The following is a 26,430-nucleotide window of genomic DNA, read 5'->3' as shown; positions in this document are numbered from 1 at the left end:
GGAGTCATCATGAAACAAAAGAACACTGTGGAGCGAGAAAACATCGCCAAACGCGGCGCCTCATCGAGAGCGCCTAGGCGAATTCGAGGCGTCATAGCCGCGGGCCTTCTTGGAGCGATGGGACTGTCCGGGTGCGGGATGCTTCACCCCGAGGATTATCCGACTGACACGGCGAAGCTCCCCAAGGCGACGAGCAACCCGGCAAAGATTTCGAAGGCGACATTCAGGCATAGCTGGAACTTGACGGTCGACCACGGGACTGTCTATTGCAAGCTCAACTCCGCTGGCGATCCGATCCTCTATTTCACCGCTCCCAATGGAACCGAGTACGCACTCAATTCCGTCACAGGCAACGGTGGGCGGCCAAACATCGAAGACATCGCCGACGGTTCCGTGGGGCCGATTCGCTCGTTCGCCTTCAGCGTCTGCGATGTCAAGTGACCCCGGCTAAATCCAGGCGCGTCTGGTCAGGCGCTGTGCACTGAGCTTGCTCTTGGCAAAAGGTACCCGGAGCCTCCTTTGGCGTTGTCCGTCTGACGCCCTATGGCAGGAGGCTCCGGGAGCTTCAATGTGTCCGAACCGGTTCTCGGCGACGCCGAACTTCGATTCAGCTAGCCCAAGCTACCACGGCTGGGCCTGGTCGTGACAACTCGAGAGCGGCCCGAGTCTGTCAGCCATCCGCGTAGCGCGGTTGTCGGCCGGTCGTTTGCGAGATGCATGCGAAGAGAGCGGCAACCCACCGGCCGGTCGTTTGCGATGCGCACCCAAAGGGGCAGCCCCTCGCAGACCAGCTGTTTTCCGCATGGCGCCGAAGTTTGCCGACGTCGCCCGCCGGTCACTTGACGTCGTCGTCGACCCAGTCGAGGGTCTTCGATATCGCCTTCTTCCACTGGCGGAGCTGACGCTCGCGCTCAGCCGGCTCCATTTCGGGCTTCCAACGCTTGGCCTCGGCCCAATTGGCGACAACGTCCTCCTCTCCGGACCAGAAGCCGACGGCGATGCCCGCCGCATAGGCCGCGCCGAGGGCCGTCGTCTCCGCGACCACCGGGAGCACCACCTCCGTGTCGAGGATGTCGGCCTGGAACTGCATGAGCAGACTGTTGGCGGTCATGCCGCCGTCGACCCTCAGCTGTTCCAGCTTGACCTTCGAATCGGCCTCCATGGCGTCGAGGACCTCGCGCGTCTGGAAGGCCGTCGACTCCAAAGCCGCGCGGGCAATGTGCGCCTTCGTGTTGTAACGCGTCATGCCGACGATCGCTCCACGCGCGTCGCCGCGCCAGTGCGGGGCGAACAGACCGGAGAACGCCGGCACGAAGTACACCCCGCCGTTGTCGTCCACGCTGGCGGCCAGAGCCTCCACCTCGGGGGCCGTGGCGATGATCTCCAGATTGTCGCGCAGCCACTGGATGAGCGAGCCGGACACCGCGATAGAGCCTTCGAGGGCGTACACGGTGGGCTTGTCGCCGATTTTGTAGCAGACGGTGGTGATGAGCCCGTTGTCCGAAAGCTGAGGCTCGGTCCCGGTGTTCATAAGCATGAAGCAGCCGGTTCCGTAGGTGTTTTTCGCCATGCCGGGCTGGAAGCATGCCTGGCCGAAGGTCGCCGCCTGCTGGTCGCCCAGGTCGCCGGCGATCGGCTTGCCCGGAAGCAGGCCGGTTTGGCGTCCGTATCCGTAAACCTCGGAGGAGGAGCGGATCTCGGGAAGGAGCGACATCGGAATGCCCGCGATCTCGCAGATGTCCTCGCGCCATTGCAAGGTCCGCAGGTCCATGAGCATCGTGCGGGAAGCGTTCGTCACGTCGGTGACGTGGACGCCGCCCTCGGTGCCGCCCGTAATGTTCCAGATGAGCCATGTGTCGGGGTTTCCGAAGGCCAGTTCCCCGCGCTCGGCCCGCTCACGCACGCCTGGGACGTTTTCGAGGATCCACATGATTTTCGTGATCGAGGCGTAGGTCGAAAGCGTCTCGCCCACGATCGAACGGAACCGGTCGGGGCCGCCGTCGGCCGCGAGCCGATCGACGAGGTCCTGGGAACGGGTGTCCTGCCAAACGATGGCGTTGTAGACCGGCTTGCCTGTTGCGCGGTCCCAAATGATCGTCGTCTCGCGCTGGTTGGTGACGCCGACCGCTGCGACTTCGTGGTGGTTGGCCTCTGCGCTGCCCAAAGCCATACCGATCGTCTGGCGGACGTTGTCCCAAATTTCGTTTGGGTCGTGCTCGACCCACCCCGCGTGGGGGAAGATCTGCTCGTGCTCTAGCTGACCGACGGAAACGACCTCCCCCGCGTGATTGAAGAGGATCGTCCTGGACGACGTCGTACCCTGGTCGATCGCCAGGACGTACTTCCGTTCGGTATCAGTCATCTTTAACTGTTCCTTTCTAGGTGAGTCCGCGGGGGCCGAACGGCCCCCGCGGCAGTGGGGAAGCCCGGATCAGCCTTGGATCTCGGGCGCGACGTCGAGGAAAGCCGTGACTTCCTCCGCCTGTTCGCGGACTTTCTGAGCCTCCGCCTCGCTCGCGATCTTCTGAGCGGCGGCCTCGGCTTCGCACCTCGAGCGGTACGAGGCGAGCTCGGCTTCTTTCTTGGCCTCGTCCCACCCGAGCAGCTCGCCCGCGAGGGTCGCGACCTCTTCGGCGACGGAGAGCCCGCGGTCGGCGTGCTCATAAGTGAGCCTGGTGCGCCGTGCGAGAAGGTCCTCGAGGTGGAGGGCCCCTTCGTGGCTCACGCCGAAGGCGATCTCGGCGCGCAGGTACTCGGGGGCTCCCTTGAGCTCGTTCCCCAGGTCGGGACGCTCCTCGATCATGTCGAGAAGCAAGTCGATGTCCGAACCGTAACGGTCGAGCAGATCTTCGACATGGTCGATGCTCAGCCCGCTCTCTCGCGCGATCGCGGCGCGGCGGCTCCACATCGAGTGGTATCCGGCGGCGCCCTCCAGCGGAGTCTTCTTCGTGACCGAGGGGGTCTGCTTGGCCTTGTCCTTGCCGATCGTGAAGTCGACGGCGTCCTCGGCCATCTGGCGGTAAGAGGTCAGCTTGCCTCCGGCGATGACCGTCAGGCCCGGGGCGGCCTCCGTCACTGTGTGCTCGCGCGAAACCTGCGTCGACTTCGACTCGTCGCCGTCGAGCGTTCCCGGCTGCAAAAGCGGGCGCAGGCCCGCGAAGGTGCCGATGATGTCGTCGTGCGTCAGCGGTTTGGCGAGCACGGAGTTCGCCTGCTCCAAAACGTAGTCGATGTCCTCGAGGTCGGCCACGGGCTCGCGGCGATTCTCGTGGTAGGCGGTGTCCGTGGTGCCGATCACCCAGTAGCGCTTCCAGGGGATGATGAAGAGGACCGACTTCTCGGTGCGCAGGAAGATTCCCACCTTCGAGTTGATCTTCTCCTTGGGCACGACGATGTGGATGCCCTTCGAGGCGAGGACCTTCAGTCCGCCCGTCGTCCCGGCGAGGGACTGGGTCTTCTCCGTCCACACGCCCGTGGCGTTGATGATTGCGCCCGTCGACACCTCGTACTCCCGGTTGGTCTCAAGGTCGAGGAGCTTGGCGGCGGTGACTCGGCCGGCCGCGTCCTTGAGCATCTCGGTCACCTGCACGCGGTTGGCCGCGAGGGCGCCGTGGCGCACCGCCGAACGGACGAGTGTGACGACCAGGCGCGCGTCGTCGACCCTGGCGTCGTAGTAGACGATCGAACCGGTGAGCGAATCCTTCTTGAGAGCGGGGGCGAGCTTAAGCGAGCCCTTGCGGGTGTGGTGGCGCTGGATCGGCACCGAGCCGCGATGGGCGAACTGGGCGATCGTGTCGTACATTCCAACGCCGACGGCCGAATACATGCGCTCGATGACCGGCATCTTCAGAGGCCACAGGAAAGGCTGGGCCTTGACCAGATGCGGAGCCGTCTCCGTCAGGAGGAGGCCGCGCTCTCGGAGAGACTCGGCGACGAGCGCGAAGTTGAGCTGGTAGAGGTAGCGCAGACCGCCGTGGACGAGTTTCGAGGAGCGCGACGACGTTCCCGAAGCCCAGTCCTGCGCCTCGACGATGCCCACGCGCAGGCCGCGAGTGACGGCGTCCAAGGCGATGCCCGCTCCGGTCACGCCTCCTCCGACGACGAGGACGTCGACGCCGTCCGATGACATCGACTCCAGTGCGCGCTGGCGGCTTGCTGCTGAAAGGTGGGAATTTGGCATGTGTTCACTCCTCGTTGACGTGTATGCAGATTCGTAGGTTGTCGATACAACCCACCCTTTATCTATCTTCTCAAGAAACGTGCAAAGAACGAAGAAATGGCCATGTGTGCAAAACGAGGGCTGTATGTTGAGCATCTGCACTATTCGACGCATAAGTCAAGCGGCAATTTAAGTGGAATGCATCTCGCCATATTCGGGAGAATTGACTATTTTGGTTGGATTGACTTTGAAATATCGTGCACAATGGGGGTGTGGCAACAAGATCTGAACGACGCAATCTCGCTTACGAAGCGGCAGTCCTGTACTTCGTCGAGCAACAGACCATGGAGGCGATAGCCAACAAGCTCGGCATATCGCGGTCGACTGTTTCACGCCTGATCGCTTCAGCGCGCGACGAGGGCCTGGTCCGCATCTCCCTTCACGCACCCGAAGAGCCCCGTGACTCCCTCTCCCGCCGCATCGAGGACCTCTACGACGTCGACGTCACCGTGGTACAGGTGCCGGGAGCCACTACGGAAATCCGACGGCTCGAACGAGTGGCAGGCGTGGCGGGGAACCTCGTCGGCGACGTCATAGAAGACAAGATGATGGTGGGCATCGCCTGGGGAACCACCGTCTCGACGATCTCCGAGCGGCTCATGCCCAAGCGCATGTCCGGCGTGACGATAGTCCAGCTCAACGGCGCGGCCAATCCCACGACGACGGGCCTTCCCTACGTGGGCGAGATACTCGGCAACTTCACGCGGGCCTTCGGCGCGAAGGCCTTTCCTTTCCCCGTTCCCGCCTTCTTCGACTACGCGGAGACCAGGGACCTCATGTGGCGCGAACGCTCCATCCAGGTGGTCAGGGACATCGGGCGCAACGCCGACGTCGCCGTGTTCGGCGTCGGCTCCTTCACGTCGCCTCTTCCCTCGCACGTCTACGCCGGCGGCTACCTTTCGCCGGAGGAAGTGACGGAGCTGCGGCGCGACGGAGTGGTCGGCGACGTGTGCACGGTCCTCCTCCGCGCGGACGGCACGTACGAAGACATCGAGATCAACACCCGCGCGACCGGGCCGACGCCCGCGGAGCTGGCCAGAATCCCGCGGAGGATCTGCGCCGTCGCCGGGGCGGCGAAGGCGCCCGCCTTGGCCGCCGTGCTGCGTTCAGGCGCGGTGACGGACCTGGTGGTCGACGACGAATGCGCCGCCGCCCTGCTCGAAGTCGAAAAGGGAGGCAAGGCGGAGTCCGACTACGGAGCCTGGAGCTGACGGCTCGATTTTGAGTCCGGTTCGATGCTGAGACTGCGGCGCGGTTCTGAGTCCGGTTCGATGCTGAGACTGCGGCGCGGTTCTGAGTCCGGTTCGGCGCCGGGCCCGATTCGATCCTGAGCCTGGCTGGCCTCCGATTCCGGTGCGGCAGCCGGGCGTTGCGCGAGGCAAGGCGCTTTGCGCGAGGCTTCAGCGCGGGACGGGCCTCGTCTCGCGAGGCAGACGTGCGCGCGGGCTAGAGCTCTCCGGGAAGGGCGTAGCCGCCGGAGCGTAGGCAGGCGAGACCGTCGTCAAGCAGGGAGTCCAGCGCAGGGTCAAAGCGCGAAGGCGCGAGCGAGGCCGCGGCGACCAGCTCGTCGCGCGAGACCGGCGATTTGGCGCCCCTGAGAACCGCCATGATCTTTCCCCGGGCCTCGCGGTGGGTTCCCGTGAATCTCTGTACTCGGCGAGGCGTGCCGCTTTCCGGTTTGCCGGCGGCGAACCAGGCGCAGTCGGGGCGGAGCGGACACTCCTGGCACGCCGGATTCTTCGCGGTGCACACGAGTGCGCCGAGCTCCATGAGCGCTGCGTTCCACTGCCAGGCCAGGTCGTCTTCGAGGGGGACCATTGCGTCGGCCCGCGCGATTTCGTCCTTGCGCAGATGAGAAGGCGGAGCCGCGGTTCCGTACAGCCTGCACAGGACTCGCCGGGTGTTCGTGTCCAGAACCACGGATCGTTTGTGGTAAGAGAAGGCGATGATCGCATCAGCCGTGTAGGGCCCGATTCCCGGCAACGTGAGGAGATCGTCGCGGGAAGAGGGCAGGACGCCGTTCCAGTCGGCGGCCACGGCGGCCGCGCACTCCCGCAGTCGGAGGGCGCGACGCGGGTAGCCGAGATTGCCCCAGGCCAAGATGACCTCGGCGGGCGAAGCCGCCGCGAGGTCGGCCGGCTCCGGCCAGCGTTCCATCCACTCGTGCCACGAGGGCATGACCCTGGCCACGGGAGTTTGCTGGCTCATGACCTCGCAGACGAGCACGGCCCACGCCGACGTCGTCGGCTCGCGCCACGGAAGCGGACGGGAGTTCGCGGCGTACCAGCGCAAAAGGCGAAAGAACACGGGCCAAGTGTGCCCCATTCGAAGCGTCGACGCGAGGTTTTGCGCTCCCGGTGATAGCGTGGTCGCGTGAAAAGCGATCCCAGAAAACGCCGCGGCGACGGACGCAACCGCTGGAAGGGCCCGCGTTTGGGCGCGGCGCGCCCGGGCCGCAGCGACGAAGGCTCCGGTCGCATCGGCGGCTCTGGCAGGGGAGCGATCCCAGGCCACGCGGGTGGATCCAAACGCGCGAACGCCTCCGACGCCTCGAGCTTCGAGGAGGGCAAAGCCTCCTCCGACGGCGGGCGCCGTCCGGCGCCCAGGGGAGGTTCGTCCAAGCGCCCCGACGCCGCACGCTCCGGCCACGCGGGACGCGCGCACTCCGGCTCGGCGCATTCGGGCGGCTCGGGATCACGCGCGCGCACCTCGCCCCGCAACCTCGGCGGTGCGCGCGGAACCGACCACGGCGATCGCGCGCGCCGAAACGACGTCGCCCGGAAGGCACGGCCCGAAGGCGCGCGAGGCGCTCGGGCTGCCGCGGAGCGACAGGCCGGCAAGGGAAAAGACCCGCAGCCGGAAGGCCGAGAAGCCCCTTCCAGGGGAGGAGGCCAGGGCAAACGCCCGGCAGCGTCTCCGCACGCCGCAGGGCAGCGGCACGGCCCGCGCCGCGCGCACCCGTCCAGCGAGCCCCGCGGCTCCGGGAAACGTCAGGGGGCCCGGCCCGGGAGAGCCGGGACGCAGGGAAAAGCGACGCACGGAAAAGCCGGGGCTCAGGGAAGAGCGGGGGTGCAGGGCGTGCCCGCCAGGCGGCAGCAGCCGCGGAGCAGACCCAGCGCCGCCGCCCGAGCCCGCTCCCGAGCTGCCGCCGAGAGGGAGCGCAGAGCCAGGATCAATCACCGCCTTGGCTTCGGGGCTCTCGTCGCCGTCCTCGTCGTCGTGGTGGTCGTCGGCATGAGATTCGTTCTCGCCAGAATCAGCGAGCAGGACGAGACCGTCACGAAGGTTCCGACCAACGATTACAAGCCGGTGAAGTGCACATCTGAGTTGGTGCAGACGACGCTGACGACGAAAGGCGGCCCCGCCGGGCGGCCTGTGGCCTTTCAGGCGACGCTCCACAACACCTCCAAGTCCCATCCGTGCTACATCGACGTCGGATGGTCCAACCTTGACGTCAGCGTCACGAGCGGGTCTGCCCAGGTTGCCTCGATCTCCGCGTGCCACGGCGGCGCGGAGAACAAGCGGCTGCTGCTCGACCGTGGCTACACCGCGACCGTCTCGCTCACATGGAACGGAGGAACGTCCGCATCGGGCTGTGGAAACACCGCCAAAGGCGCCAAGCCGGGAACGTACAAGGCCGAGCTGAAGTTGAATGACAACGCCGCCGCCAAGGCGCAGGCAAGCTTCGCGCTGGAGCAGACGTCGCCCGCGCCGAGCGAGGGCCAGCCCGGCCAGCAGAACCCGAGCCAGCCCGGCCAGCAGAATCGCAGCCAGCCGGGGCAAAGCTCAAGCGAAGGCCAATCGCCGAACGGGGACGGGAATGCGGGCGGAGGCCAAACCCCGGGGAATTCGGGGCAGAATCCGCCGGGGCAGAATCCGAGTCAACCCGGCCAGCAGAGCTCCGGGGGCCCGGGGCAGGCGCCGGGCGGCGGGCAAAGTACATCTGCGCCCGGGCGGTAGGGCTTCGGCGCCGTCCGACGCCCGGGTGAGGCGGGAATTCGGACACACCCGAGGCTCAGCGACGCCCTCGACAGGGCGCCCCCGGCCTCAGGCGAGGCCTTCGCGGGCGGCGGCCTCAAGGATGTCGTCGCATTCGAGCAGCGCCAAGCCGCCGGGGACCTTGACGTTCGCTTCGCGCGTTCCGCGAGGGACGATCGCGGCTCCGAAGCCCAGCCTGCGAGCCTCGGCCAGGCGCTGCTGAATCCCCGTCACCGGCCGCAGTTCGCCGGTGAGCGAGACCTCGCCGATCGCTGCGGTTCCGGCGGTCAGCGGCCTGCTCAGCCGCGCGCTTGCCAGCGCCAGAGCCATTGCGGCGTCCGTCGCGGGCTCGGCCGAGCGGGCGCCGCCGACGGTCGAGAGGAAAACGTCGCAGCGGTCGAGGTCGAGGCCGAGGCGCGATTGCAAAACGGCGATCGCCATCGCCGCGCGAGAAGACTCCAAACCCGACGTCGTCCGCCTTGGAGGCCCGGAGCTTGGAACGATAAGGGCCTGCACCTCGACCGGCATCGGCCGCCGCCCCTCCAGGGCCATCGTCACGCATGTGCCGGGCACGTTCTCGCGGCGCGAGGACAGGAAGAGCCCCGAAGGGTCGGCCAGGCCGCGGATGCCCGCCTCGTTCAGCTCGAAACAGCCGACCTCTTCGGTGGGGCCGTAGCGGTTCTTGACGGCGCGGACCATGCGCAGGGGCGAGTGGCGGTCGCCCTCGAACTGGCAGACGACGTCGACGAGATGCTCGAGCACCCTGGGGCCGGCGATCGAGCCTTCCTTCGTCACGTGCCCGACGAGCAGCACCGGCATCGATCGGGTTTTGGCGTCGGCGACGAGCGCGCTCGTGACGCCGCGAACCTGGGCGACGCCGCCGGCCGCCCCCTCGATCTGGGAATCGGCCGCAGTCTGCACGGAATCGACCACGAGCAGGCTGGGCCGCACGGAGTCCACGTGGCCCAGAATCGTTGCGAGGTCGGATTCTGCAGCCAGGTGGAGATGATCGTGGAGCGCGCCGATGCGCTCGGCGCGGAGCCTGACCTGGGAGGCCGACTCTTCGCCGGAGACGTAGAGCACCGGGGCTCGGCCGGACTGGGCCGCCGCCTCGGCTGCGCGTGCGGCGACGTCGAGAAGCAAAGTGGATTTGCCCACACCCGGCTCTCCCGCGAGCAGGACGACCGCCCCGGGGACGAGGCCGCCTCCCAGGACGCGGTCGAATTCGTCCACTCCCGTCGGCTGCTTGACCGAGGCCGTTGTGGGGACCTCGGTGATGGGCGTCGCGGGGCTCGTCGGAGCGAGGGCGGATGTGCGCGTGCGTGGCGCCCCGCCTTCCTCTAAGGTTCCCCACGCTTGGCACTGCGGACAGCGTCCCACCCATTTCGAGGCGGTCCATCCGCATTCGGAGCACGTGAACGTGCGCGACGCCGCTTTGGCTGCCATTGGACTGCGCCGCCCCTTCAGCGATTGGCAAACTCTTCGAGGAGGGCGGAGTCGCCGGAGACGATGATGACGTCCTCGGGCCCGATCTTCGTCTCCTCGGTCGCGTACTCGAAAGGCTGGCCGGGCGCCTTCACGCCGATGATGGTCACGCCGAACCTCTCGCGCACTTTCGATTCGGCCATCGTGAACCCTTGGATGTCTCGCGGCGGGCGCATCTTGATGATCGAGAAGCCGTCTTCCATCTCGATGTAGTCGAGCATCTTTCCGCTGACCATGTGGGCGACCCGCGCGCCGGCGTCGTACTCGGGATAGACCACGTGGTGAGCGCCGATGCGGCGAAGGATGCGGCCGTGCGAACGCGACGTCGCCTTCGCCCAAATCTGCTTCATCCCGAGGTCGGCCAAGTTGGCTGTCGCCAAAACCGAGGCTTCGAGCGAGCTGCCGATGCCGACGACGGCCACCCCGAACTCGCGCGCACCCGCCTGTTCCAGGGCGTCGGCGCTGGTTGCGTCGCCCTCGATGATTCTGAACCTGTGCGACCACTGCTGGACCAGGACGGGGTCGCGCTCAATGGCGAGGACCTCGCGGCCCAAACCGTCGAGGGTCGAGGCGATCGCAGTGCCGAAGCGGCCCAGGCCCACCACCAGGACGGCGTCGTCGTCAATCTGTTTCTTCTTCATCCGTGCTCCTCCGTCATCCGATCGTAGGCCACTCTTCAGGGTAGTGGATGACGCGGCGGCGGGTGCGCAGGGCAAGCGCGGCCGCGAGCGTCATCGTGCCCGTGCGCCCGGCAAACATGAGGACGGCGATGATGTACTTGCCCGCCGTCGGCAGCCCGGGCGTCACGCCCGTCGACAGGCCGCACGTGGCGAAGGCGGAGACCGCCTCGAAAAGGGCGTCGGCGAGCGGGAGGCCGGAGACCTCCATGAGCGCGATCGTGCCTACGGTGACGATGATCGAAGCCAAGAAGGTGGCCGCGATGGCCAGGCGCAGCACCTCCGACGGCAGACGCCGCCCGAACGCCTGAGTGTCGCGGTCTCCCCGCGCCTCGGCGACGATCGCCAGGAACATCACGGCCAAGGTGGTCACTTTGATTCCACCGGCCGCCGACGTCGATCCTCCGCCGATGAACATGAGCCCGTCGAGGAGGAACCACGTCGATTGCGTCATCGAGCTGACGTCGAGCGTCGCCAGGCCCGACGACCGCGCGACGGTCGAATGCAGGAGCGTCGCCTGGATCTGGTCGCCCAGGGAGAGATTCGCCAGCGTCTTCGGGTTGTCCCATTCGAAGAGGAAGAAGAGCAGAGCGCCCAAGAGCAAGAGAACCGCGTAGGTGACGAGTGTGAGCTTCGTCGTAAGCGACCACTTCTTCCCGTGGCCTCGACGCCGCCACATGTCGAGCACCACGGGAAAGCCGATAGCGCCGACGACGGTGCCGAAGACAATGGGCAGGGTCAGCGTCCAATCGCCCGCATACGGTCCCAGTCCGTCGCGCATGACGACGAAGCCGCCGTTGTTGAAGATCGAGATGGCCATGAAGGCCGCGTGCCACAGCGCGGACAGCATGGCGTCGCCCTCGCGGATGAAAAACGGCGTGAGGGTGAGGAAGAGGATCGCCTGCGCGCTGAGGGCGACGACGACGACGGCCCGCACAAGCAGGCCGACTTCGCCCAGGCGCGACTTCGTCTCCGAAGCCGCCAGGAAGCGCTGCGTCAGGCCGATGCGCCGCGACACCACGATTCCCAGAATCGAGGCCATCATCATGATGCCCAGCCCGCCGATCATCATCCCTATGGCGATGAAGAACTGCCCCAGCGGCGACCAGTAGGTGGCGGTGTCGACAGTGACGAGCCCGGTCACGCACACCGACGACGTCGCCGTGAAGAAAGCGTCGACGAAGGGGGCGCGTTGGCCCGAAGAGGTCGACGCCGGCAGCGAGAGCAGCGACGTCTCGACGAGGACGATCCCCGCGAACACGAAAAGGGCCAGGCGCGCGGGCGAATCGCGGGCGACGTGGTCCATTCGCTCCCGCGCCCGGAGGAAAAGCCCGGGTGCCGCGGACGGGCGGCCCTGAGCCCGCACTCGCTTGCGCACGATGGTCGCTCCTTACTGTTGCCTGATTCACGTCTTGCCTTTTTCAGAGCTCGAGGGCTCTGGGAAAAGGAGTCGATTGGCCAAGACTATCGCCATTTGGTCCCTGTTGGCAGCGTCGGCAGGCCTGACCCGGGCGTAGAATCCCGCCGCCCGAAACGCCGAAACTGCGCGACGCGCCCGGGTGATGGTGCCCGGCTGCTGTGACTGATGTGAAAGTTCATGTACCCTTGCGGTGTGACCGCCGCTAGCCTGTGCGGAGAAGGTTCACCACACGTATTCGCAGGATGGGATTCATGACGCAGTTGCCGAACAAAGCGCCGCAGTTCTACACGGTTGCCGAAGTTGCCGAACTCACCCGAGTCTCGCGCATGACCGTCTACCGCATGGTCCACTCGGGGGAGTTGCCCGCGGTCCGCTTCGGCAGTTCATACCGGGTTCCTAAGTCGGCCATCGACGCCCTTTTGGGCGTGCAGGACGAACCGACCGCCCGTGCGGCGGGCGAGTGACGGGTCCGTTTACCGGTACGGCGCTCAAGGCGCTAGTATGTTCCTGAATATTTCGAGGGCACAAGCCCATTAGTTTCGGAGGTAACCTGTGGGTTCCGTCATCAAAAAGCGTCGCAAGCGCATGTCGAAGAAGAAGCACCGCAAGTTGCTTCGGAAAACTCGGCACCAGCGTCGCAACAAGAAGTGACCTAAAAGGCCCGGGCGGTTTCCGGGCCTTTTGTGTGGGAGGTGCGATGACTGACGTTCAGTGGCTTTCACCGGAGGAACAGAAAGCTTGGCGGGCTTTCTTGCGTGCCGTTTCCCTCGTGATGGAAGTGCTCAATCAGGACATAGAGAACGAAAAGGGTATATCCCTCAACGAATACGAAGTGCTTGCGCATCTTTCGGAGTCGCCCGGGCGCACGATCCGCATGTCCAATCTGGCAGACAGGCTCGTTCACTCACGTTCCCGGCTGACCCACACGGTGCGCAGACTCGAAGACGCCGGCCTGGTCAGGCGCGAGCCCTGCGCCGACGACCGCCGCGGCGTCAACTGCATACTGACCGAGAAGGGGTTTGAATACTTGGTTTCGGCCGCCCCTTCGCACGTGAACTCGGTTCGCCGCGTGCTCGTCGACAAGCTGGGCAGGGAGGACATGCTGGAGCTTGGGCGCCTGTCGAACATCTTGGCCGACGTCGCCAGCGAAGTGAAGCCTGTCAAGCCCGCAGACTCTCAGGCGGATTCGGAGGTTTCCGTGGCGTCTCGCGGGCCGGTTGGTTCGGAACAATCGGCAGGTTCGGCTGGGGCAGGGGGTTCGCGGCCTTCTGACCGCTCGGCGGGATCCGAAGGCCCGGCGTCGTCTGGCGAATCGGCAGACGCGCCAGACTCGCGGGCGGGCTGAATCCCTCGAACTTGGGCGACGCCGAATCCCTCAAACCGATCTGAATACATCAAATCGATCGCGACGGCAGGATGGACACATGAACGACAAACTCACGACCATCCATTTCGTGCGCCACGGGGAGGTGGACAATCCCAGCGGGCAGCTTTACGGCCGACAGCCGGGTTTCCACCTCACGCCCCTTGGGCACGCCATGGCCGAGAGCGCAGCCGATTTTTTTGACGGGCGCGACCTGCGGCTCATCGTCTCTTCGCCGCTCGAAAGGGCTCGGGAGACCGCGGAGCCGACGGCGCAAAGGCACGGCCTGCCGGTCGTCCTCGACGAAGGCCTGACTGAAGCGGGGAACAAGTTCGAAGGCGTCAACGTCAACAGGAACCGGCTTATTCTGGCCCATCCGCGGTACTGGCCGTGGTACGTCAATCCTGCTGAGCCTTCCTGGGGCGAGCCTTACAGGGAGATCGTGGCACGCCTGTCCAAGGCCGTGCGCCGCGCCCTCCGTGAGGCTGAGGGCGGCGAGGCGATGCTCGTTTCGCATCAGCTTCCGATATGGACGATGCGCCGCTTCGTCGAAGGGCGCCCGCTCGCTCACGACCCGCGCAAGCGAGAGTGCGCCCTGTGCTCCGTGACCTCTTTGACGTTTGTCGGGCGCCAGCTCGTGGGCGTCGGCTATGACGAGCCCGCTGCCGAACTGGTCCGACGCGCTCGTGACGTCACGCCGGGGGCGTCGGAGGCCGCGGTTCACACCGGGCTGTGAGGGACTCCGGCCGGGGCTCCGACGTTTGAGGCAGGCTTTGTCGGCTTCATACCGTAAGAATATTCCATTCGGTCGGGATGGCTTCAGCGTCGGTGTCGGGGTGGCTTCACCATTGGTTTCGGGACGGTGCGACGTGCGTATTGGCCTGGCAGCGGGATGTTTGCGCGCCGTCGTTGTCGCGAGACTGGTGGCATGAGCAACTCAAAGAAAACAACAGTGAAATGGTTCCGTCGCGACGATTCCGATCGGTTTGCGGATCGCTCCATTGCAACGAGCGGCGCAGACGGAAGTTCTTCCTATCCTTCGGCTGCGCCGCGGTCTGCCTCCGCCGGCCGTTCCGCATCTGCGCCTCGGGCGAGGTCGCTGCGGCTGGCGGCTGCCTCGCTTGCGGGGCTCATCGGCATCGGCGCGGCGTCCTTCGGCGCGGTCTCCGCGCAGGCGGACGAGGTTGCGCCGTCGTCGGCCTCGGTTTCATCCCGAAGCTTGGCGTCCGTGCATGGGGCGTCGGTCCTGACGCTGGATCGCCCGACGCCGTCGGGCCAATCGGCCAAGCGGGGGACGTCGAAGGCGGCCCAGAAGCGGGATTTGAAGGCGACCATTCAGGAACTGGTCGACGCCGGGTATCCGGGTGCGTTGGCTGCCAAGACCGACAAGGACGGCAATGCGGTTGGCGCGACGGCTGGAAAGGGCAACCTCTCTACCGGCGAGGCGCCTCCGCTTGACGGGGAGGTGCGGATCGGTTCGAATACGAAGACCTTTGTGGCTGTCCTTATCATGAAGATGGTCGAAGAAGGCAAGGTCAAGCTTGATGAGCCGATCGAGACGTATCTGCCTGGCCTGATCAAGGGCCAGGGCGTGGACGGCAAGAAGATCACGGTGCGTCAACTGCTCCAGCACACGTCGGGGTTGCCGGAGATCATGCTCGGTATGCCGGACTTTTTCGCCATGCGCAACGACTACCTTTCGCCCAGGGACGTCCTCGATATGGCTCTGACCAGGCCGGCGCAGTTTGCTCCGGGGGCAAAGTTCACTTACACGAACACGAATTACATCGTGTTGGGGCTGTTGGCCGAGCGCGTGGGCAAGCGGCCGGTCGCCGAGCAGATCGAGGCGAAGATCATCAAGCCCCTCGGGCTCAAGCACACCTACATGCCGGGCCCGGGCGAGAAAGCCTTTCGCGGCAAGCACCCGCACGGGTACCACACGCGTGACAACAAGCCCGGCAAACTCGAAGACATCACCGAGGCCGATCCGTCATGGGCCTGGGCCGCCGGTTCGATGATCTCCACGCCGAGTGAGCTGAACAAGTTTATGCAGTCGATCTTCGACGGTTCGCTGCTCAATCAGGCGAGCATTGCTGAAATGAAGAAGTCGGTTCCCATGGGCGACGAAGGCGACGTGTATGGTTTGGGCCTTATCGGGCACAAGCTTAGCTGCGGTGTGGCCTGGGGGCACGGCGGAACCATTCCCGGTTCCCAGACGGACAATGCGGTAGGGCCCGACGGAGCCGCAGCCGTTATCGCTACGACTGCAATCCCGGCTACGAACGCCAAAGACACGGCTGCCGAGGAGGCCGGAGGAAAACGGCTGGGCCTCCAGGCGCTGGACAAGGCGCTCTGCGGGAAGTGACGCGGCTGCTGCCTCTGCGGAAGGCGTCCGACGCCGTCAAGCTGCAGCAAACGGTGCGGCGTCGGCTTTCCGCGGGAGGGCAGTCTCGCTTGGTCCATTTGGCGCGTCTGTCAGCGGCGCGTGCGACAAGGACGTAGAAAATCTCACTCAATAAGACAGAGCGTGCGGGGCTCCGGTCGCAAAAGCGATCGGAGCCCTGAACGTTGAGGCAAGCGACCGAGCCCTGCACGTTGAGGCGTGCGTCTCCGACCCCGCCTCCTGGGATGGCGTCGACTAGGCCGAGCCCTGCGCGTTGAGGCGTGCGGCAGCTCCGGACCGGCGCCCCGTTCGACCGACCGTGAAAGGCAATTGGGTCTCGAGTGCCGATGGCGGAAGCGGGCCTCTGTACAGGGAGCCGATGCCGGGGCAGGCTTTGTCGGCTGCATGCCGCAAGAATATTCCGATGCGTCTGGGTGGCTTCAAAGTCGATGTCGGGGTGGCTTCACCGTTGGTTTCGGGACGGTGCGACGTGCGTATTGGCCTGGCAGCGGGATGTTTGCGCGCCGTCGTTGTCGCGAGACTGGTGGCATGAGCAACTCAAAGAAAACAACAATGAAATGGTTCCGTCGCGGCGAGTCTCGCGAGGCTGTGGTTGATGAGGTCCAGTCTGGAAAAACGTCGGGAGCCGACGGGCGAACGGCCCCCGGTTCGGATGCGTCTGGTTCGGGCGCGTCTGGTTCGGGCGCGTCTGGTTCTGCTTTCCGTTCTCGGGCCGTGCGCGGGCTCGGGCCTGGGGCTGCGTCGTCTCGTCCGCCTTCGGCGCGGTCCGTGGCGGCTTCGCTTGCGGGGCTGATTGGGCTCAGCGTTGCAGCGTGGGGCTCGGCCGCTTCGGCGCAGGCGGACGAGGCGGCGAGATCGGCGATGGCGTCCGTGTCGACGACGGCGTCGGCTTCGCTGACATCGGCGTCGGGGGCATCCTCACAGCAGGTGACCGCCTCGAAGTATGCAAGTCCTTCGAAGCAGGCGTCTTCTTCAAGGCAAACCGGCAAGTTGAAGGCGGCCCAGAAGCGGGATTTGAAGGCGACCATTCAGGAACTGGTCGACGCCGGGTATCCGGGTGCGTTGGCTGCCAAGACCGACAAGGACGGCAATGCGGTTGGCGCCACAGCGGGCAAGGGCAACCTGGCGACCGGCGAGGCGCCTCCGCTCGACGGGGAAGTGCGGATCGCGTCGAATACGAAGACGTTCGTAGCGGTCCTCATTATGAAAATGGTCGAAGAAGGCAAGGTCAAGCTCGACGAGCCGATCGAGACCTACCTGCCAGGCATAGTCAAGGGCCAAGGCGTCGACGGCAAAAAGATCACTGTGCGCCAACTCCTCCAGCACACATCCGGCCTGCCAGAGTTTGGGGACGGCCAGTTGGATTACTTCGCGATTCGCAACGATTACGTTTCGCCGAGGGACGTTCTCGACGGTGTCCTGAGCCGGCCGGCGCAGTTCGCGCCGGGGGCGAAGTTCCAGTACAACAACGCCAACTACGTCGTTCTGGGGTTGCTGGCCGAGCGCGTCGCCAAGCGTCCGATCGCCGAGCAGATCGAGACGAAGATCGTCAAACCCTTGGGGCTCAAGCACACCTATATGCCTGGCCCAGGCGAGAAGACCATTCGCGGCAAGCACCCGCACGGGTACCATACGCGTGACGGCAAGCCCGGCAAGCTCGAAGACATCACCGAGGCCGATCCTTCGTGGGAAGGGGCCGCCGGTTCGATGGTCTCCACGCCCAGCGAACTCAACAAGTTCATGCAGTCGGTCTTCGACGGATCGCTGCTGAGCCAGGCGAGCATCGCCGAGATGAAGAAAAGCATTCCAGCGCCAGAGATGGGCGGTGAATACGGGCTGGGCCTCATCGCACACAAGTCCAGCTGCGGCGTCGTCTGGGGCCACAGCGGCAACAACCCCGGCTATCATAGCCTCAGTGCCGTGGGCCCCGACGGGACCGCCGCCACGATCGTCACGACGGCCGAGCCTGCTGTGAACGCGAAAGAGGCGGAGACGATGACGGCTGGAAAGGATGCGCGGAGTGTCTCAGCGCTGGACAAGACGCTTTGCGGGAAGTGATCTAGCGGCTGCTTTCCGGCAGATGCGGCCTGTGGCGTTCTGCCGTGGCGAACGGCATGGCGTTCCCTTGCGGCGAGCGGCATGGCATCCGTCTTCCGGGGAAAGCGGTTTGGCGGGGATCGTCGGCATCTGCAACCGCTTCTTCGATGTCCGGGCCGTCGTTGGCGTCCGCGGTGGGAAACTCGTCGGCGGATCCGACGACGTCGAGGTCATCCCACTCGCGGTGTCACTTTCGCCAAACCATGCACCGCTGCAAGCCGCGCAGCTGCATCCTCCAGCGCCTTGGACGGCGGCGCCTGCTCGCCTGGAAACGGGGTGACGACAAGGTTCCCGTCGTCCATTTCCCAGACGCCGGTGATCCGCCCTCCCTGGGTCAGGACGGGAGCGATCCAACCCGCAGCCTTGCTCACCAGCGAGCGATGCTCATTCGCCAGCATGTGAGTGTCCTTGGTCCCAGGACCAAGGACGAACTGGTCGAACGCTCCCAGGAGGCGGGTAACGTGGCTGGGCTGGGTGACCGCGAGCTCGTCCTCATGCTCGGCGAGCAGATATCGAGGCTCATCCTCCACCCGCACCTCGACGATTTGCTCGCCAAGACTGGCGAACCAGGCTTTGAGCGTTGACTTCTTGTTGCTGTTGCGCGAAAGCCACGCGTCAAAGGTTTCAGGGGTCGCTGGGCCATAGACGGAGAGGTAACGCTTGATGACCGCCGGTGCTGCCTGCGCGGGATCAGGCAACCCATTCCAGTTCTTCAGAAAACTGGCAGGGTTGGTAAATGTCACCTTCGAAGAGCGCCTCGGGCCATAGCACAAGGCGCCCTGCCATGCGAGAGGCTTGAGCAGGGCGCCCCACCCGGAGCGCAGCTGCTCTTCCATCCCCGTGAACCGTTTGTCCCGAACCAGCTCGCTCACCAGCTCGTCGCGAGACAGCGCCTGACCGTCGAGGAGGTCGGCGACAGACTCCGTCAGTTGATCGACCTCCTCAGGCGTAGCGCCGAAGTGCCGTGACCAGGCGGGCTTGGTCCACGTACGAGCGCCGGCCAGCAGCGACAGATACTCCGCTGCGTCCGCAGACCGCATCGCGTGCAGCGTTCCGCGCATCGCCCAAGTCCTGACAAGCGAGCGGTCGGAGTAGGCACGCTTGACCCCTTCGGGTCGCGGGCTGCGTTGCCGTAAGCCGATAGCAGTCTCGGCAGCAGAAGCCACCTGCGCCTGCACACCGCAGAGCCGTCCGACGATCTCAACAGGGCACGCGTCCGTCAACGGTTCCAGGCACTGCCTGTGCAACCGCCATGCCAGCACCTGCTGCGCGGAAACCTCGATCAACGTCGTCCCCTCTCGTCGTTGCCGCCAGATTCTGAGCCTCTTCAAAGCCTTGACTCGGTACAGGGAGCTCGACGTCGGCGCGGCTGCGGACCCATGCGTTTGTGGATCTATTCGTCCGTCAAGCGGACTGCGAGCCCTCGTCGTCTAGAAACTTGCGGAGTTCTGCATCGAGATCGTCGAACTGCGAAGCGAATGGGTCGCCCTCTTCGGAAGTTTTGCCTTTCGGGGCCTTCTGGGGCCCGGAAGCGTCATCGTGGCCGGGGCCGCCGTCGGGGTTTTTGCCGGCGGCGTCCTTGCCTGCGTCGTTGTCTCCGGGCTTGCCGCCGTCTCCGGATTTGCCCCCCGCCTTGGCCTGCTGGCGCTCCCACTCGGCGAAGCGATTCCGGGCGTCGAGTTTGGCGAGGAACTCGGGATCGTCGTCGGGAGCGATCGGCCCCTCGGGCTCGTGCCTGCGCGGACGTCCCCGTCCGACCTCGATCGTTCCGAAGCCGTCCGGGTGCTTGATCGGCCACGAGAGGAGAAGCCACAGGAGAGCGCCGACGACCGGGATCAAGGCGACGACGATCCAGACGGGCTTGGGCAGGCGCCCCGGCATCGACTCTTTCGGCGTGCGAGCGCAGTCGATGATCCCGTAGATGCAGAGGGCGACGATCGTGATGGCAAGCATGACACGGGGCATGGAACTTAGTGTAGGTAAACGGCCCCCGCGTAAGCCAGAAAGAGAGTTACGCCAAAGGCGAGCTCCGCCTGGCCCGCGGTGCGGAGGGCGGGAATCAGATCGCGTCCGCCGGCGCCTGCGAGCACGGGCGAGACGGCGCGCCAGGCGAGGAGGGAGGTTGGCGCGGCGACCAAGGCGGCCCAGAGGCCGAGGTCTCCGATCAGTGCGAGTGGTGTGACGACCGGCACAGCGACCAGGGCGGCGAAGGCCCGCCTGGCCCGCCTGTCGCCGATCCGGACCGCGAGGGTGTTCTTGCCGACGTCGGCGTCGGTTGGGATGTCGCGAATGTTGTTGACCATGAGCAGCGCGCAGGCCGCCGAGCCGACGGCGCAGGCCGCGAGCCAGCTCTGCCAGGGGACCGACAGCGCCTGCGTGTAAGTCGTTCCCGCCGTCGCGACGAGCCCGAAGAAGACGAAGACGAACGCCTCCCCGAGGCCCATGTATCCGTACGGGCGGCTGCCTCCGGTGTAAAACCAAGCCGCTGCGAGGGCCGCGACGCCGACGAGAAGCAGCTGCCATTGGCCGGACAGCGCCACCAGAGCGAGGCCGGCCGCCGAGCCGACTCCGAAGGCCGCGAACGCGGCGCTCCTGACCGTGCCGGGGGACGCCTTGCCTCCGCCGGTCAGCCGCGGAGGGCCGGAGCGGACGGCGTCCGCGCCCCTGATCCCGTCCGAATAGTCGTTGGCGAAATTGACCCCCACCTGCAGCGCGAGGGCGAGAACGGCCGCGAGCGCGGCGCGGACGAGGGACGCTTCGCCCATGTGCAGCGCCACCGCCGTCCCAGCCATGACAGGGGCCAAAGCTGCGGGCAGCGTCTTTGGGCGCGCCCCTTCGATCCAATCTGAAACCGCCACGGAGCCATGATACCGGCGGTTCGTCGCGTTCTGGCGCGCCGCGCTGCGAGAACGGGGCCGGCGGTTCGAAGCGAGGCGCTACGAAGAAGGAGAACGGCGGTCCAAGGCGCGGCGGACGAGCTCGCGGATTGCGCGTCTGTCCGGCTTGCCGGATGTGGTCAGCGGAACGCCGCCGGAGCCGGCGCCCGAGGGCTCGGGATCCGAAGGCCCGGACTCTGAGTGCCCGGGATCCGAAAGCCCGAGGTCCGAGAAGCTGAGGAACAACCTGGGAACGTAGGCCTTCCCGTGCTCTTCGGCGATCGCCTTGCGCATCTTGGAGGCAGTCGGCCGGGAAAGCCCCGTCGCGCCCACGACGGCCACAGCTATCTCGCCCCATTCGTCGTCGTCGATTCCGACGACGACGCTTTCGCCCGCCCCGCTGCGCGCGAGAGCCTCTTCGACGACGGCGGGCATGATCGTCATGCCGCCCGTGGTGATCGCGTCGTCGGCCCTCCCGAGCACGGTCAGGCGGCCGGCTTCCAGGCGGCCGACGTCGCTCGTGCGGAACGTCCCGGCGAAATCGGGGCCTCCCACGTATCCGAGCGCCACCGCCGAGCCCGACAAAACGATGCGGCCGTCTTCGACGGCGACGCGGGTGTCCCCGATGGGGCGTCCGTCGTACACGCAGCCGCCGCAGGTTTCCGTCATTCCATACGTGGTGACGACCTTCAGGCCAGCGGCCCGGGCGGCCTCCAGAAGCCTGGCGCCTGCGGCGGCCCCTCCCACGAGGACGGCGTCGAAGCGCCTGGCGGCTCGCGCGGCCGAACTGGCGAGAAGGCGCCTGAGCTGCGTGGGAACGAGCGATGCGTAAAGAGGCGCGGACTTCCCGTCAAAGTCGGCGGCCCGCGCGAGGTCTTCGGGACGGCCGGCCCCGGCGTCGATAGAGGTCAGGCCGGCGGCTGCCGAACGGAACTGGGTCTGAAAACCGGCGATGTGGTTGGTGGGCAGGCATGTGGCCCAATGCCCGGGGCCGCCGAGGGCCTCCTCGGTCGCCTCGGCGGAGGCGAGGAGGGCGTCCCGCGAGATCGCCACGAGGCTTCCCACGCCCGTCGTCGAACCCGAAGTTCGCAAAATCAAAGCCGTTTCGGGCGGGATTGGGCCACAAGCGAAGGCGGCGTCAACCGGATTGCCGCCATGGACGAGCGATTCGTCCGTCAGCATCGTCGGGGGATGAGGCTGCCCGGACGGGTCGAGCTTCCGGGACGGGCTGCGCCGGAAGGAAGCGAGCCGCCGGGCGACGTCGAGGGTGCGCTCGCGGGAGGCGGGACTCGTGCCGCCCGCGACCGCGCGAAGGCCGGCGGAGCTGTGGGAGGGGTTCAAGTCGGACTCACTCATGGCAATCGGCCTCACGCATAGTAAGGGAAGGGCGACCAGTCGGGGGAGCGTCGTTCGAGGAAGGCGTCGCGCCCCTCGCGGGCCTCCTCGGTCATGTATGCGAGCCGGGTGGCCTCGCCCGCGAAGGCCTGCATGCCGGCGATGCCGTCGTCGGCGGCATTGAAGGCGAGCTTGAGCATGCGGATGGCCTGCGGGGACTTCTGCGCCACGGTTGCCGCGTACTCGAGCGCGCGATCCTCCAGCTCGGCGTGGGGGACCGCCTCGTTGACAGCGCCCCAGGCGACGGCGTCCTCCGCCGAATAGGGCCGCGCCAGGAAGAAGATCTCCCGGGCTCTGCGGTCGCCCACTTGGCGAGCGAGCAGCTGAGAGCCGTACCCTGCGTCGAACGACCCGACGTTTGCGTCTGTCTGCTTGAAGCGGGCGTGTTCGAGCGAGGCGACGGACAGGTCGCAGACCACGTGGAGGGAGTGCCCGCCGCCCGCGGCCCATCCCGAAACAGCGGCGATGACGACCTTTGGCATGTTCCGGATGAGCCGTTGGACCTCGAGGATGTGCAGCCTGCCGTTGGACGGGCGCCCTCCGGAGGGACGTCCGCCGGGCGCGCGCCCGGCGGGCGAGATTTCGGCGTCGGACCTCGCCTCGCCGTTCGCGGCGCCCTCATACCTGTACCCGTCGCGTCCGCGCACGCGCTGGTCGCCTCCCGAGCAGAAAGCCCACCCGCCGTCCTTGGGGGAGGGGCCGTTGCCCGTGAGGACGACGGCGCCCACGGACGGGTCGAGCCTGGCGCAGTCGAGTGCACGGTAGAGCGAGTCGACTGTTTCGGGCCGAAAGGCGTTGCGCAGCTCGGGGCGGTTGAAGGCGATGCGGACGACGGGGAGGTCGGCGCACGCGACGACGGCGCCGTCGGCCCCCCGGGTGCGTTCGACTCCGCGGTGATAGGTGACGTCCTGCAAATCGAGTCCGGCGACGTCGCGCCAGCGCTCGGGGTCGAAGGTCTCGGAGACTGCCGCGGGAAGCGGAGGGAATTCGTCCATGGATGAAAGTTTAAGTCGTGAGGCTTGACGGCGCTGGGAGCCTGCGCGCCGTGAGAAGGCGGGCGGGACTGGTGTGCGAAGGCGGGCGGGCTTGGTATGCGAAGGCGGGCGGGCTTGGTGTGAGAAGGGCGGCGGGCTTGGTGTGAGAAGGGCGGCGGGCTTGGTATGCGCGGACCGGCGTGAGAGAGGCTAGTAGAATGCGACTCGCCCGAACAAGGGCCCATGGCGAAGGAAAGCGCATGGCGGAAAACGAGACGCATTGCCAAGAATGCCCAGAGAAGGCACGCGGCGAGGAAAGGGGACGCACGGCATGGCAAACCGCCGCGCGAGTCTGAAGAAGAAGCCCGGGGAAGTCTCCAGGATGTTCGACGAGGTCGCCTCCCGTTACGACCTTATGAACGACGTCGCCTCCCTCGGCCAGGTCAGAGTCTGGCGGGCGGCAGTGGCCGCGGCGGTGGCGGCCGGGCCGGGAGACCGCATCCTCGACCTCGCAGCGGGAACCGCGACGTCCACGGCCTCCTACGCCGAGAACGGCGCATCCGCCCTCGCGTGCGACTTCTCCCTGGGCATGCTCTCCGAAGCCCGCTCGCGCCGCCCCGAAATACCCTGCGTGGCCGGCGACGCCATGCGCCTGCCTTTCGCCGACGGGGCTTTCGACGTCGTCACGATGTCCTACGGGCTGCGCAACGTCAACGACCCGCGCAAGGCCCTGAAGGAAATGCTGCGTGTGGCCAAACCCGGCGGGCGCTTGGCAATCGCAGAATTCTCCACCCCCGTGTGGGGGCCGATGCGCAGGCTGTATTCCTTCTATTTGGGCTCCGTCGTCCCCGCGCTGTCAGAGGCGTTCTCCTCAGACGAATCGGCCTACGACTACCTGGGCGAGTCGATCCTCGCCTGGCCCGATCAAGCCGACTTGGCTCGAATGATCCAGGACGCCGGGTGGCGTTCGGTCGCGTACCGAAACCTGACGGGAGGCATCGTCGCGATTCACAGGGCCGTTCGGCCGATGTGAGCGCGCGATCCGGGGTGTGATCTTCTTGTCATCGACGCGTGGGACGAAAGGCCAAGCCCTTTGATTCCGCCGTTTCGCAATATCGAAAGACGAATGTTACGTATTTTCCGTTCTCGGTGCAGTGGCTCACAGCATAGGATTGTGGCGCCGAATAGCGCACAAAGGAACTGAGACCAATGGACAAGGGCGACATGCAAGCCGACGCCGTCGTCGTCGGCGCGGGGCCGGCCGGTTCGTCGACCGCCCACTATCTCGCCATGGCCGGCCTCAGGGTGCTGCTTCTCGAAAAATCGGCGTTTCCGCGGGACAAAGTCTGTGGAGACGGCCTCACGCCCCGCGCCGTGGCCGAGCTTGTCCGCATGGGCGTCGACACAAGCGGCTGGGCGCGCAACACCGGCCTTCGCGCGGTTGGAGGCGGCCACACTATCGAGCTGCCGTGGCCCGAGACGGCCTCCCTGCCCAATTTCGGCCTCGCATGCCCACGCGCGGAGCTCGACGCCGCGCTCGCGGCGAAAGCCCAGGAATCCGGGGCGGTTTTGCGCGAGAACGTCACCGTCGTCGGCCCGATTCTGCACGAGCGCAGCGGCAGAGTGATCGGCGTCAAGGCGAAGTCGGCGGAACGCGAGCCGCTCGCCTTCAAAGCGCCCGTCGTCGTCGACGCAGGGGGAGTCTCCGCTCGCCTCGCGACTGCGGTTGGGCGCGAGAAGGCGATGAACCGGCCCATGGGAGTGGCCTACCGGACGTATTTCCGTTCGGGGCGCTCTGCGGACTCCGTCATGGAATCCCATCTGGAGCTGTGGAAGGGCAAGCCCGGAAAATCCGATCTCATGCCCGGCTACGGATGGATCTTCCCGCTCGCCGGAGGGATCGTCAACGTGGGCCTCGGATCGCTTTCTTCGACTGCGAAGGCCACGGGGCTGGACTACCGCGCGATGTTCAAGGCGTGGATGGCCAACGCCTCGTCCGAATGGGGATTCACGGAAGAAAACCAGGTCGGCCGGCTGCGCGGCGCCGCCCTGCCCATGGCCTTCAACCGCAAGCCGCACTACGCCGACGGGCTGCTCCTGGTGGGCGATGCCGGCGGCATGGTCTCGCCGTTCAACGGAGAGGGGATCGCCTACGCGCTCCAGGCGGGCCGCCTCGCGGCCGACGCCATAGCACAGGCGCACTCGCGCCCCACGATCACAGCGAAAGACAGGGCTCTCGCGGCCTATCCGGCGGCGATGCGCGAGGAGCTGGGCGGATACTACTCGCTCGGACGGGCCTTCGCCCGCCTCATTGAGCGCCCTCGGATCATGCACATGTGCGTCGCCCACGGCCTGCCGCGGCCGACGCTCATGCGACTGGTCATGAGGCTGCTCTCCGACTGTTACGACCGCCGCGGAGGCGACTGGATGGACCGGCTCATCTCGGCGTTGGCGAAGGCGGCTCCGAAAGCATGAAGACGACCAAGGCGGCGGCGAAGGCGACTGCCGCAAAGATGAAGGCAAGAAAGCAGGTGCGTCGATGAACTCCTACGTTCCTCTGCTGGTCATGATCGCCGCGGCCGCGGCGCTCTCGATCGGCGGCCTCGTCATGAGCTCTTTCCTCGGACCCAAGCGGCACAACCGGGTAAAGCTCGAAAACTACGAATGCGGCGTGGAGGCGACGCCCGCGGCCAGCGGACGCGGGCGCTTCCCGATCAAGTACTACCTGACGGCGATGACGTTCATCGTCTTCGACATCGAGGTCGTCTTCCTCTATCCGTGGGCGGTCTCGTTCCACAAGCTCGGCCTGTTCGGCGTCGTCGCGATGCTGAGCTTTGTCTTCCTCATCGCCGTCCCCTTTGTCTACGAGTGGCGCCGCGGCGGGCTCGAGTGGGATTGAGAGGAGCACACATGGGATTGAGACGAACGCGCGCGGAATCGACGGGGGCGCAGGCGCCTCACGACGCCGGCTCCCAGGGGGTCTTCCTCACGTCTGTCGAGGCCGTGGCCAACTGGGCGGTGACCAACTCGCAGTGGCCCGTGACGATGGGCCTGGCGTGCTGCGCCATCGAGATGATGTCCTTCGGAACGCCGCGCTTCGACGCCGCGCGCTTCGGCATGGAGGTCTTCCGCGCTTCCCCGCGTCAGGCCGACCTCATGATCGTCTCCGGGCGGGTCAGCCACAAGATGGCGCCGGTGGTGCGCGACATTTACGACAAGATGACTGACCCCAAGTGGGTCGTCTCCATGGGCGTGTGCGCCTCCTCCGGCGGCATGTTCAACAACTACGCCATCGTTCAGGGATGCGACCACATCGTGCCCGTCGACGTCTACCTGCCCGGCTGCCCGCCGCGCCCCGAGATGCTCATCAACGCCGTGTTGGAGCTGCGCGAGCACGTCAAGCGCAATCGCAGGCTGACGAAGGGCGCCCGCGAGGCTGCGGCCCGGGCCGCCGAGAAGGCCGCGCTCGCCGCACCCGACATCCACGCAATGAAAGGTCTGCTGGCGTGAAAACGACTCGCGTGAAAATGAAAGGTCTGCCT

Annotated in this window: 24 protein-coding genes; 13 read left to right on the top strand and 11 right to left on the bottom strand. The window is 66.3% G+C overall.

Translation table 11 applies throughout. The features are described 5' to 3' along the window. Nucleotides 1-9 precede the first annotated feature (9 nt). Complete coding sequence (locus A4H34_RS00195) at nt 10-441, top strand: superoxide dismutase (protein ID WP_197480370.1); 432 nt, start codon at nt 10-12, stop codon at nt 439-441. A gap of 394 nt (nt 442-835) precedes the next feature. On the opposite strand, the gene glpK is transcribed toward A4H34_RS00195, so the two are convergent. Continuing rightward, nucleotides 836-2,362, bottom strand: coding sequence for a glycerol kinase GlpK (glpK, locus tag A4H34_RS00190; RefSeq protein WP_064230664.1), 1,527 nt, complete (start codon nt 2,360-2,362; stop codon nt 836-838). A 69-nt stretch (nt 2,363-2,431) separates the two neighbouring features. Beyond that, nucleotides 2,432-4,180: a glycerol-3-phosphate dehydrogenase/oxidase gene (locus tag A4H34_RS00185; RefSeq protein WP_040322620.1), complete on the bottom strand. Its 1,749-nt coding sequence runs from the start codon at nt 4,178-4,180 to the stop codon at nt 2,432-2,434. A 251-nt stretch (nt 4,181-4,431) separates the two neighbouring features. Between A4H34_RS00185 and A4H34_RS00180 the strand changes: the two genes are divergently transcribed. Further along, nucleotides 4,432-5,430 (top strand): sugar-binding transcriptional regulator, encoded by a 999-nt coding sequence (locus A4H34_RS00180; protein ID WP_040322622.1) that lies wholly within the window; start codon nt 4,432-4,434, stop codon nt 5,428-5,430. A gap of 235 nt (nt 5,431-5,665) precedes the next feature. Here A4H34_RS00180 and A4H34_RS00175 read toward each other — a convergent pair whose 3' ends face one another. Next, the gene (locus A4H34_RS00175) at nt 5,666-6,544 is read right to left on the bottom strand and encodes an HhH-GPD family protein (RefSeq protein WP_064231615.1); all 879 of its coding nucleotides are present in this window, start codon (nt 6,542-6,544) and stop codon (nt 5,666-5,668) included. Between the two features lie 48 nt (nt 6,545-6,592). Between A4H34_RS00175 and A4H34_RS00170 the strand changes: the two genes are divergently transcribed. Continuing rightward, nucleotides 6,593-8,179, top strand: coding sequence for a hypothetical protein (locus tag A4H34_RS00170; protein WP_156510192.1), 1,587 nt, complete (start codon nt 6,593-6,595; stop codon nt 8,177-8,179). A gap of 87 nt (nt 8,180-8,266) precedes the next feature. Here the strand turns inward: A4H34_RS00170 and radA are convergent, their stop codons facing one another. Genes radA through A4H34_RS00155 form a run of 3 tightly spaced genes read right to left on the bottom strand, consistent with a single transcriptional unit; the run spans nt 8,267 to nt 11,737 of the window. Next, nucleotides 8,267-9,643 carry a DNA repair protein RadA gene (radA, locus tag A4H34_RS00165; protein ID WP_064230662.1) on the bottom strand — a complete coding sequence of 459 codons (1,377 nt, stop codon included), beginning with the start codon at nt 9,641-9,643 and terminating at the stop codon, nt 8,267-8,269. Between the two features lie 17 nt (nt 9,644-9,660). Continuing rightward, nucleotides 9,661-10,323 carry a potassium channel family protein gene (locus A4H34_RS00160; RefSeq protein ID WP_009198570.1) on the bottom strand — a complete coding sequence of 221 codons (663 nt, stop codon included), beginning with the start codon at nt 10,321-10,323 and terminating at the stop codon, nt 9,661-9,663. A gap of 13 nt (nt 10,324-10,336) precedes the next feature. Continuing rightward, complete coding sequence (locus tag A4H34_RS00155; RefSeq protein ID WP_231870892.1) at nt 10,337-11,737, bottom strand: TrkH family potassium uptake protein; 1,401 nt, start codon at nt 11,735-11,737, stop codon at nt 10,337-10,339. A 293-nt stretch (nt 11,738-12,030) separates the two neighbouring features. Here A4H34_RS00155 and A4H34_RS00150 point away from each other — a divergent pair, with 293 nt between their 5' ends. The 6 genes from A4H34_RS00150 to A4H34_RS00130 all read left to right on the top strand — a co-directional run bounded on the left by A4H34_RS00150 (nt 12,031) and on the right by A4H34_RS00130 (nt 17,604). Continuing rightward, a complete protein-coding gene (locus tag A4H34_RS00150) occupies nt 12,031-12,243 on the top strand; it encodes a helix-turn-helix domain-containing protein (RefSeq protein ID WP_040323104.1) in 213 nt (70 codons plus the stop codon). Between the two features lie 121 nt (nt 12,244-12,364). Continuing rightward, nucleotides 12,365-12,430: a 30S ribosomal protein bS22 gene (locus A4H34_RS10480; protein WP_434533527.1), complete on the top strand. Its 66-nt coding sequence runs from the start codon at nt 12,365-12,367 to the stop codon at nt 12,428-12,430. Between the two features lie 46 nt (nt 12,431-12,476). Beyond that, nucleotides 12,477-13,124: a MarR family winged helix-turn-helix transcriptional regulator gene (locus A4H34_RS00145; protein WP_064230661.1), complete on the top strand. Its 648-nt coding sequence runs from the start codon at nt 12,477-12,479 to the stop codon at nt 13,122-13,124. Between the two features lie 79 nt (nt 13,125-13,203). Beyond that, the gene (locus tag A4H34_RS00140; protein ID WP_064230660.1) at nt 13,204-13,878 is read left to right on the top strand and encodes a histidine phosphatase family protein; all 675 of its coding nucleotides are present in this window, start codon (nt 13,204-13,206) and stop codon (nt 13,876-13,878) included. 192 nt (nt 13,879-14,070) lie between these two features. Beyond that, on the top strand, nt 14,071-15,507 hold the full coding sequence (locus A4H34_RS00135; protein WP_064230659.1) for a serine hydrolase domain-containing protein: 1,437 nt from the start codon (nt 14,071-14,073) through the stop codon (nt 15,505-15,507). A gap of 567 nt (nt 15,508-16,074) precedes the next feature. Beyond that, a complete protein-coding gene (locus A4H34_RS00130; protein WP_231870891.1) occupies nt 16,075-17,604 on the top strand; it encodes a serine hydrolase domain-containing protein in 1,530 nt (509 codons plus the stop codon). Nucleotides 17,605-17,813: 209 nt separating this feature from the next. On the opposite strand, the gene A4H34_RS00125 is transcribed toward A4H34_RS00130, so the two are convergent. The 5 genes from A4H34_RS00125 to A4H34_RS00105 form a co-directional block, all read right to left on the bottom strand. After that, nucleotides 17,814-18,929 carry a winged helix DNA-binding domain-containing protein gene (locus tag A4H34_RS00125; protein WP_064231613.1) on the bottom strand — a complete coding sequence of 372 codons (1,116 nt, stop codon included), beginning with the start codon at nt 18,927-18,929 and terminating at the stop codon, nt 17,814-17,816. A 118-nt stretch (nt 18,930-19,047) separates the two neighbouring features. Continuing rightward, the gene (locus A4H34_RS00120) at nt 19,048-19,608 is read right to left on the bottom strand and encodes a PLD nuclease N-terminal domain-containing protein (RefSeq protein WP_082902942.1); all 561 of its coding nucleotides are present in this window, start codon (nt 19,606-19,608) and stop codon (nt 19,048-19,050) included. A gap of 5 nt (nt 19,609-19,613) precedes the next feature. Further along, nucleotides 19,614-20,501, bottom strand: a complete 888-nt coding sequence (locus tag A4H34_RS00115; protein ID WP_064230656.1) for a 1,4-dihydroxy-2-naphthoate polyprenyltransferase — start codon at nt 20,499-20,501, stop codon at nt 19,614-19,616. Between the two features lie 78 nt (nt 20,502-20,579). Further along, entirely contained in the window at nt 20,580-21,875 is a 1,296-nt protein-coding gene (locus tag A4H34_RS00110) for an AMP-binding protein (protein ID WP_156510191.1), read from the bottom strand. A gap of 11 nt (nt 21,876-21,886) precedes the next feature. After that, nucleotides 21,887-22,909, bottom strand: coding sequence for a 1,4-dihydroxy-2-naphthoyl-CoA synthase (locus tag A4H34_RS00105; RefSeq protein ID WP_064230654.1), 1,023 nt, complete (start codon nt 22,907-22,909; stop codon nt 21,887-21,889). Between the two features lie 310 nt (nt 22,910-23,219). Here A4H34_RS00105 and A4H34_RS00100 point away from each other — a divergent pair, with 310 nt between their 5' ends. The 4 genes from A4H34_RS00100 to A4H34_RS00085 all read left to right on the top strand — a co-directional run bounded on the left by A4H34_RS00100 (nt 23,220) and on the right by A4H34_RS00085 (nt 26,398). Beyond that, a complete protein-coding gene (locus A4H34_RS00100; RefSeq protein WP_064231612.1) occupies nt 23,220-23,921 on the top strand; it encodes a demethylmenaquinone methyltransferase in 702 nt (233 codons plus the stop codon). Between the two features lie 176 nt (nt 23,922-24,097). Next, complete coding sequence (locus A4H34_RS00095) at nt 24,098-25,363, top strand: geranylgeranyl reductase family protein (RefSeq protein ID WP_064230653.1); 1,266 nt, start codon at nt 24,098-24,100, stop codon at nt 25,361-25,363. 64 nt (nt 25,364-25,427) lie between these two features. After that, nucleotides 25,428-25,787, top strand: coding sequence for an NADH-quinone oxidoreductase subunit A (locus A4H34_RS00090; protein ID WP_009198590.1), 360 nt, complete (start codon nt 25,428-25,430; stop codon nt 25,785-25,787). 11 nt (nt 25,788-25,798) lie between these two features. Next, a complete protein-coding gene (locus A4H34_RS00085) occupies nt 25,799-26,398 on the top strand; it encodes an NADH-quinone oxidoreductase subunit B (RefSeq protein ID WP_064230652.1) in 600 nt (199 codons plus the stop codon). Nucleotides 26,399-26,430 lie beyond the last annotated feature (32 nt).

This window comes from Peptidiphaga gingivicola, assembly GCF_001652275.1.
Taxonomy (GTDB): domain Bacteria; phylum Actinomycetota; class Actinomycetes; order Actinomycetales; family Actinomycetaceae; genus Peptidiphaga; species Peptidiphaga gingivicola.
Note: the sequence above shows the minus strand (reverse complement) of the source record. Positions and strands in the feature narration are given on the sequence as shown.

What these genes read in the sequence shown, in the direction of transcription:
- A4H34_RS00195 (WP_197480370.1), top strand. Translation starts at nt 10, where the DNA reads ATGAAACAAAAGAACACTGTGGAGCGAGAAAACATCGCCAAACGCGGC.
- glpK (WP_064230664.1), bottom strand. Translation starts at nt 2,362, where the DNA reads ATGACTGATACCGAACGGAAGTACGTCCTGGCGATCGACCAGGGTACG.
- A4H34_RS00105 (WP_064230654.1), bottom strand. Translation starts at nt 22,909, where the DNA reads ATGGACGAATTCCCTCCGCTTCCCGCGGCAGTCTCCGAGACCTTCGAC.
- A4H34_RS00185 (WP_040322620.1), bottom strand. Translation starts at nt 4,180, where the DNA reads ATGCCAAATTCCCACCTTTCAGCAGCAAGCCGCCAGCGCGCACTGGAG.
- A4H34_RS00145 (WP_064230661.1), top strand. Translation starts at nt 12,477, where the DNA reads ATGACTGACGTTCAGTGGCTTTCACCGGAGGAACAGAAAGCTTGGCGG.
- A4H34_RS00150 (WP_040323104.1), top strand. Translation starts at nt 12,031, where the DNA reads ATGACGCAGTTGCCGAACAAAGCGCCGCAGTTCTACACGGTTGCCGAA.
- radA (WP_064230662.1), bottom strand. Translation starts at nt 9,643, where the DNA reads ATGGCAGCCAAAGCGGCGTCGCGCACGTTCACGTGCTCCGAATGCGGA.
- A4H34_RS00135 (WP_064230659.1), top strand. Translation starts at nt 14,071, where the DNA reads ATGAGCAACTCAAAGAAAACAACAGTGAAATGGTTCCGTCGCGACGAT.
- A4H34_RS00140 (WP_064230660.1), top strand. Translation starts at nt 13,204, where the DNA reads ATGAACGACAAACTCACGACCATCCATTTCGTGCGCCACGGGGAGGTG.
- A4H34_RS00160 (WP_009198570.1), bottom strand. Translation starts at nt 10,323, where the DNA reads ATGAAGAAGAAACAGATTGACGACGACGCCGTCCTGGTGGTGGGCCTG.
- A4H34_RS00110 (WP_156510191.1), bottom strand. Translation starts at nt 21,875, where the DNA reads ATGAGTGAGTCCGACTTGAACCCCTCCCACAGCTCCGCCGGCCTTCGC.
- A4H34_RS00130 (WP_231870891.1), top strand. Translation starts at nt 16,075, where the DNA reads ATGAGCAACTCAAAGAAAACAACAATGAAATGGTTCCGTCGCGGCGAG.
- A4H34_RS00120 (WP_082902942.1), bottom strand. Translation starts at nt 19,608, where the DNA reads ATGCCCCGTGTCATGCTTGCCATCACGATCGTCGCCCTCTGCATCTAC.
- A4H34_RS00095 (WP_064230653.1), top strand. Translation starts at nt 24,098, where the DNA reads ATGGACAAGGGCGACATGCAAGCCGACGCCGTCGTCGTCGGCGCGGGG.
- A4H34_RS00100 (WP_064231612.1), top strand. Translation starts at nt 23,220, where the DNA reads ATGGCAAACCGCCGCGCGAGTCTGAAGAAGAAGCCCGGGGAAGTCTCC.
- A4H34_RS00090 (WP_009198590.1), top strand. Translation starts at nt 25,428, where the DNA reads ATGAACTCCTACGTTCCTCTGCTGGTCATGATCGCCGCGGCCGCGGCG.
- A4H34_RS00085 (WP_064230652.1), top strand. Translation starts at nt 25,799, where the DNA reads ATGGGATTGAGACGAACGCGCGCGGAATCGACGGGGGCGCAGGCGCCT.
- A4H34_RS00175 (WP_064231615.1), bottom strand. Translation starts at nt 6,544, where the DNA reads ATGGGGCACACTTGGCCCGTGTTCTTTCGCCTTTTGCGCTGGTACGCC.